This is a genomic window from Flavobacterium sp. Leaf359 (assembly GCF_001423985.1).
GTDB classification, from domain to species: Bacteria; Bacteroidota; Bacteroidia; order Flavobacteriales; family Flavobacteriaceae; genus Flavobacterium; species Flavobacterium lindanitolerans.
This window is the reverse complement of the sequence record NZ_LMPW01000001.1, coordinates 445,296-451,331: the sequence shown is the minus strand read 5'-3', so window position 1 is coordinate 451,331 and position 6,036 is coordinate 445,296. Positions and strand designations below refer to the sequence as shown.

Annotated in this window: 7 protein-coding genes; 5 read left to right on the top strand and 2 right to left on the bottom strand. The window is 38.3% G+C overall.

Features of this window, described 5'->3' with window-relative positions:
• Positions 1-72 precede the first annotated feature (72 nt).
• Complete coding sequence (locus ASG38_RS02020; RefSeq protein WP_056066399.1) at positions 73-798, top strand: LytTR family DNA-binding domain-containing protein; 726 nt, start codon at positions 73-75, stop codon at positions 796-798.
• A 189-nt stretch (positions 799-987) separates the two neighbouring features.
• Here ASG38_RS02020 and ASG38_RS02015 read toward each other — a convergent pair whose 3' ends face one another.
• On the bottom strand, positions 988-1,431 hold the full coding sequence (locus ASG38_RS02015; RefSeq protein WP_056066748.1) for a hypothetical protein: 444 nt from the start codon (positions 1,429-1,431) through the stop codon (positions 988-990).
• A gap of 210 nt (positions 1,432-1,641) precedes the next feature.
• On the opposite strand from ASG38_RS02015, the gene ASG38_RS02010 reads away from it, so the two are divergent.
• The 4 genes from ASG38_RS02010 (at position 1,642) to ASG38_RS01995 (ending at position 5,377) form a co-directional block, all read left to right on the top strand.
• Positions 1,642-3,480 (top strand): tetratricopeptide repeat-containing sensor histidine kinase, encoded by a 1,839-nt coding sequence (locus ASG38_RS02010; RefSeq protein ID WP_056066395.1) that lies wholly within the window; start codon positions 1,642-1,644, stop codon positions 3,478-3,480.
• 281 nt (positions 3,481-3,761) lie between these two features.
• Complete coding sequence (locus tag ASG38_RS02005; RefSeq protein ID WP_056066392.1) at positions 3,762-4,364, top strand: bifunctional 2-polyprenyl-6-hydroxyphenol methylase/3-demethylubiquinol 3-O-methyltransferase UbiG; 603 nt, start codon at positions 3,762-3,764, stop codon at positions 4,362-4,364.
• 108 nt (positions 4,365-4,472) lie between these two features.
• The gene (locus ASG38_RS02000; protein ID WP_056066389.1) at positions 4,473-4,733 is read left to right on the top strand and encodes a hypothetical protein; all 261 of its coding nucleotides are present in this window, start codon (positions 4,473-4,475) and stop codon (positions 4,731-4,733) included.
• Between the two features lie 17 nt (positions 4,734-4,750).
• Positions 4,751-5,377, top strand: a complete 627-nt coding sequence (locus ASG38_RS01995; protein WP_056066386.1) for an alpha-ketoglutarate-dependent dioxygenase AlkB — start codon at positions 4,751-4,753, stop codon at positions 5,375-5,377.
• 9 nt (positions 5,378-5,386) lie between these two features.
• On the opposite strand, the gene pdeM is transcribed toward ASG38_RS01995, so the two are convergent.
• A complete protein-coding gene (gene pdeM / locus ASG38_RS01990; RefSeq protein WP_056066383.1) occupies positions 5,387-6,028 on the bottom strand; it encodes a ligase-associated DNA damage response endonuclease PdeM in 642 nt (213 codons plus the stop codon).
• Positions 6,029-6,036 lie beyond the last annotated feature (8 nt).

Sequence of the window (6,036 nt, the reverse complement as noted above, 5' to 3'; positions counted from 1 at the left end):
TTTTCCTGACAGGCATTCATTAGAAATTACCAGAAAAGAAAACATGTATTACGTAAAATTAGACATCACACTATGAGAACCATCCGCTGTGCAATCCTCGACGATGAACCCATGGCAGTGGCGCTCTTGTCAAAATATGTAGAAAAAATTTCCAGTTTTGAATTGGTAAAAGCTACAACCAATCCGTTTGAAATACTGGAACTCATAGCCCAAACAACCATTGATGTATTATTTATCGACATACAAATGCCGGAACTTACAGGCATACAGATGATGGAAATGCTGGGCAATAAGACCAAGTTTGTCATTACTTCTGCCTATAGCGAATATGCACTGAAAGGCTACGAACATAATGTAGTCGATTATTTACTAAAACCTATTTCATTTGACCGTTTTTATAAATGCATACAGAAAATAGAATCCCTTGCCCAGGAAAAACCGGCTCCCACTGTAAAAATAGTGGCTAAAACCGAAGAAAAACCGGATGAATTCTTATTCATAAAAACCGATGGCAAGCTGGTAAAAATAAACCTGAACGATTTACTGCTGGTTGAAGGCTTAAAAGATTATCTGTATTTGCATCTAAAGAGTGAAAAACTTATCGTGCTCGATACGCTCAAAGAGTTTGAAGCAAAATTACCTGCATCTGATTTTATGAGAGTACACAAATCTTATATCATCAGGCTGGACCAGATTGAAACCATTGAACGTAACAGGGTGTTTATCCAAAAAAACATCGTTCCTATAGGCGAAACGTATAAGATTAAGTTTCAGGATTGGGTGAAAAGCTTCTTATAATAGTTTTTAGTGGATAGTTGGTAGTGGATAGTGGATGGTGAACAGTGGATAAGCTATAATTTTGATTTATGATTTATGATTTTTGATTTTTGATTTTTGATTTTCGACTTTTGACTTTTGACTTTTGACTTTTGACTTTCAACTTTCGACTTTCGACTTTCAACTTTCAACCTTCAACTTCCAACTTCACTATTTTTTTTCAAGTTTTTTAATGATGGTAAGTAAGGCTTTACGGTTTTTAGCCTCATGATAAAATTTAGGGAGTTTTTCCAAAAGGGTGAAATGTGTGCGGTCTTTGTGTTCACGTAGGGTTGCGGAAATATACTGTTGCAGATAATTCAGATGTTCGTCGTTATAAGCAAAAAACACATCGTTTTTAAACGGATATTGCAACCAGAGTTCCACATCGAAATAATTGTGTGCGGCCCATCTAAGAATCGCTTTTTGGCCTGCTATTGAAGTTTCCATTGAGGCTTCTTTAATATAACCGCAGTTGGAACAATACAATCGGGTGGATTTATTCTCAGCAAAAGCTTTAGCCACAGCTTTTTTACCACATGCAGGACAAACCACCCAAACCTCATCATAGAAATGGGAAAGAGTCTTATTTTGGTCTGAAAAACGGTTTTGCATAACTGTTCCATTGATTATTGCCGGCAACTATTTTCACGTAAAAATGTAAAGTTGCAAAGCTTAAAATTTCCTATATCCAAAAGTAAGAAATTAGGTACTCACTTCATAAAATAAGTAATATTCCTCCATTACGACTTTTGGTATCTTATTTATAGAATAAATGCTTATATTAGCCTGTATAGTTCCCCGACTCTACCAAATCAAGGCCATATGAAAAAACTATCTTTTTTCTGTTTATTGTTGCTAACTTGGAACCTAAGCTTTGCTCAGTCCTCTGAATTAAAAAAAATCCAGGCTTCCCTTCCTAAAATCAGTGATAGCCTTCAATATGTTGATAGGCTGAACAGAATGGCAATGTTGCTCTATGAAAAAAATGCCGACAGTACTTTTTATTATGCCCGAATGGCCCGCGAAATTGCCAACCGTCATAATTATGAGCAAGGCAGCGCCGATGCCATGAACAATTTGGGTGTTTTTTTTGACATTAAAGGCAATTTTCAACTGGCTTTAAAATATTATAACCAGGGCTATACGAGATATAAAAAACTGGGCGATGCTACGAATTGTGTGCAATCCCTGATGAATATTGGTATGGTTTATCAGGAAATGGGCAAAGACGACCGTGCCTTGCGCCGTTATGATTTGGCTTTCAGGCAATCCGAAAAGCTCCGTAACGATTCCATCAGGTCTTTGGTTATTTATAACTATTTGCTGTCTTATCCGGACCATTTTAGCAGGGATTCAACCCACTATTATATCAATGTAGCCCAAAAGATTGCTGCCAAATATAAAGACGAACGTACGCTGGTTGCCATTGACCAGCTTATTGCAGACGACCTTATCAAGCATGGCAATCGTGCTGAAGGGCTGGCCTTGCTGAAACAAACCATTTCAACTGCCATTGACAAAAAATTATTTTATGTGTCAATGGATATGCATATTGATATGGGCCAGCAACTGGAAGCAACAGACCCAGAACAGAGCATACACTACTATAAACAGGCTTTGGCTATTGCTGAAAATAACGACTATCTGTATTATAGCGAAATCTTAGTACGGAAACTGTTTGAAATCTATAATGCCCGCAAAGACTATGCAGCCGCGGCCGAATATAGTCAGAAACTAATTGAAATTCACGATAAGGAATCGGCACTAAGCCGGGAATCGGGAATAGATTATATTGATTACGCCGTAAAAGATGAAGAGATAAAATCATTGGAAAGCAGGTATAACTACCAGTTAGCCTTGTCTGTATTGGCGTGTATTGCTTTTGTTCTGGCCATTTCAATGATTATTTCCATTCGTAAACATTTAAAACGTACCAATCGGCAGAACAGCCAGATGAAAAAGGCATTAAGCGCATTGGAGCAGAGCCAGGCAGACAATACCCGTATGATACGTATTGTGGCGCATGACCTTCGCAATCCCATAGGCGGAATACATGCTATTGCCTCTATGATGCTCGAAGAACCTGACAGGTCTGAAGAAGACAGAACCATGCTTGAACTGATGAAAACATCAGGACAAAACTCACTGGATTTGGTCGACAACCTGTTACAGCTACAATTTAGCAGCGAGCAGTTGAAAAAAGAGCCCGTTGATATCGCAGAAATGCTTAAATATTGTGTGGCCCTGCTAAAAAGCAAAGCCGATGTAAAGCAACAACAGCTCAATTTGGAAATTGTTACCGCAATAGTAAATGCAAGTCGCGAAAAACTGTGGAGGGTCATCAGTAATCTGATTGCCAATGCCATCAAGTTTAGCCCTAACGGAGCCAGGATAAAGATTAAAATGACACAGAAAGAACAAAAAATACGCATTTTGGTTAAAGACGAAGGTATTGGTATACCTCCTGAAATGGGTGAAAAGATTTTTGACCTTTTTACGGAGGCCAAAAGACCTGGCACTGCGGGCGAACAGCCATTTGGAATGGGATTGGCCATTTCAAAACAGATTGTAGAAGCCCATAATGGGAAAATCTGGTTTGAAAACAATAACTCCTGCGGTACCACTTTTTTTGTTGACCTGCCTTTTAATTCTGGAAATTAATTACATAAATTAACTCCCGAGTCTTAAACTTTCTTAATTCAGTCACAGATTCAAAGAATTACACAGGATTCAAAGAATCCATACCAATATGAAAGAACGACCGGAAATCTATTTTTAATAACTTGTGTTTTAAACAACATACATAACCTCAGTGCCTTAGTACCTCAGAACCTCAGCAACTTAGCAACTTCATACCTTAGCCACTGCCAAAAAAATTATTGCGACATAATTGCATTAAATGAATTATCTTTATTTTTGTTATAACTAATAAACGAGTTATTATGGCAGAATTTTGGGAAACAAATTTTAGCGAAAAACGCGAAATGTGGGGACTGGAACCTGCAAATTCAGCCCTTCTGACGAAAAATCTTTTTGTAGAGAATGCAATCAAAAAGATACTCATTCCGGGCATTGGCTATGCCAGAAATGCACAGGTTTTCAGAGAAAACGGAATAGATGTAACCGGAATAGAAATATCAAAAACGGCTATTAAATTGGCTAAAAAGCATTACGGAAATGACATCACTATTCACCATGGTTCCGTAACCGATATGCCGTTTGACGCCAATCTATATGATGGAATTTATTGTCATGCACTCATCCATCTGCTGGACGAACAGGAAAGAAAAAAACTGATTCAGGATTGCTTTCAACAATTAGCAAACAATGGATATATGGTCTTTACAGCTATTTCTAAAAAAGCGCATACCTATGGTTCCGGAAAATTTATCAGCAAAGACCGTTACGAAATTTTTGAAGGAGTTAAGATGTATTTTTACGACCCGGAATCCATACAGTCAGAATTTGGAGAAGCCGGATTAATTGAAATCAGGGAGATTACGGAAAACTATCCGTTTTATCTGATTGTATGTAAAAAACGGTAGCCAAACAAACTTTATAAGCATTCTTGGAGATGATATAACACCTTTGCAAGACAAATAACGGAAATTTGTAACTAAGCTAATGATACGAAAAGTTATAAAAACAACGCTATGAAAGGTAAAAATCAAACTCCGGTCCCAAAAGTTTCAAGCAAAAAAAAGCCTGAAATTGATTATGACAATCAAAAACCTGCTGAAGAACATCTTGAATCCGGACATTCGAAAGGCATAAGTCCTTCCAGCAAGGAGACTTCAAAAGACATCAAAACGACAAAGGAAGCGCAGGAAAAACGCGAAAAGAATTTAGAAAGAGGACACGATAGTCTTGACATCCCGTCCGGCTCCGAAGGCAAAGCCAAAAGAAAGAAATAATTGCCCTCAAAAACATTATGGCACTTTTTAATGATACTGAGCTATTTTTTAGCGGCAACAGAGGCAAAAAAATATTTGACCTGCCCGATACGGAATTGCTTTTAATTGATAATTTTTTCACTAAAGAAGAATCTGATTTCTATTACACCACCCTGCTCCATCAAACAAAATGGAGAGAATATGAAATGGAAATATATGATAAAGTAGTAACCGCACCCCGAATGATTGCCTGGTATGAAGATAAGGAAAACGTCGGAGCAGACGTGAATGGTCCTGACTGGACACCCGAACTATTGGCTATTCGCAAAAGAGTGGAATCTGAAACCCAACTGAACTTTAACAGTGTGTTGCTCAATCTGTACCGCAATGGCAAAGATGGCGTGTCCTGGCATAGCGACAGGGAAGGAAATTCAGGCAAAGACCCCATAATTGCCTCCGTCACTTTTGGAGCAACAAGAATGTTCCGGTTACGGCACAAATTCCGTACAGATATTCCGCAAGTTGAAATTCCTTTACACCACGGTTCTTTCTTACTCATGGCAGGAACCACCAATAGTTTCTGGCAACACCAGGTTCCTAAAACAACAAAAGAAGTATTACCAAGAATCAACCTGACTTTTAGACAAGTAAATAGAAAAACTTAAAGTTTTAATTTACTGTTTACTTATCGCAATTACCTCTTCTTTTGTGAGCACGTAGGCCGTGTCTCCTTGCCGTAATTCCATGGCGAATGTTCCTGTAAATTCACCAAAAGCAGGCAGGATGATTTGGAATGGCGATTGAAAAAAACAAGGGAGTTTTAAAAACTGCCGACCTTCTCCGGCAAGTACTATGGAAGGATGAATGTGCCCGGAAATAGTATACAAGCCTTCGCGTTCTTCCGGAAAATGGGTAAGCAGGAAACCATCCAGCAACCATTCGTTTACTACGGGAATATGGAGTTCTTCGTATTTTTTACGGTCAACAATATCATGATTACCGGCTACTAATACGATTGGCAAAGCTGTACGGTTTCTCCATTGTTCAAAAAGAAGCCATTCCCTATTCATTGAGCTATGAAATAAATCACCCAGAAAACAGATTTTTTGCGGGGCAAAATGGTCCACAAGCTTATCGAGCTTACTGAAATTCTTAAAGATTGGTTGGGTAGGCAACGCCGAACCGTATTTTCTGAAATGCGAAATTTTACCCAAATGCACATCCGAAACCAAAAGCATTTCCTGTCCTTTCCAATAGAGGGCACCGCTGTTGTGGAGTACAAACTCATGGTTATTAATTTCAATTTCTAATATCATCCTTCTTC

Coding starts and splice junctions, on each gene's coding strand:
- ASG38_RS02020 (WP_056066399.1), top strand. CDS start 73: ATGAGAACCATCCGCTGTGCAATCCTCGACGATGAACCCATGGCAGTG.
- ASG38_RS02015 (WP_056066748.1), bottom strand. CDS start 1,431: ATGCAAAACCGTTTTTCAGACCAAAATAAGACTCTTTCCCATTTCTAT.
- ASG38_RS02010 (WP_056066395.1), top strand. CDS start 1,642: ATGAAAAAACTATCTTTTTTCTGTTTATTGTTGCTAACTTGGAACCTA.
- ASG38_RS02005 (WP_056066392.1), top strand. CDS start 3,762: ATGGCAGAATTTTGGGAAACAAATTTTAGCGAAAAACGCGAAATGTGG.
- ASG38_RS02000 (WP_056066389.1), top strand. CDS start 4,473: ATGAAAGGTAAAAATCAAACTCCGGTCCCAAAAGTTTCAAGCAAAAAA.
- ASG38_RS01995 (WP_056066386.1), top strand. CDS start 4,751: ATGGCACTTTTTAATGATACTGAGCTATTTTTTAGCGGCAACAGAGGC.
- pdeM (WP_056066383.1), bottom strand. CDS start 6,028: ATGATATTAGAAATTGAAATTAATAACCATGAGTTTGTACTCCACAAC.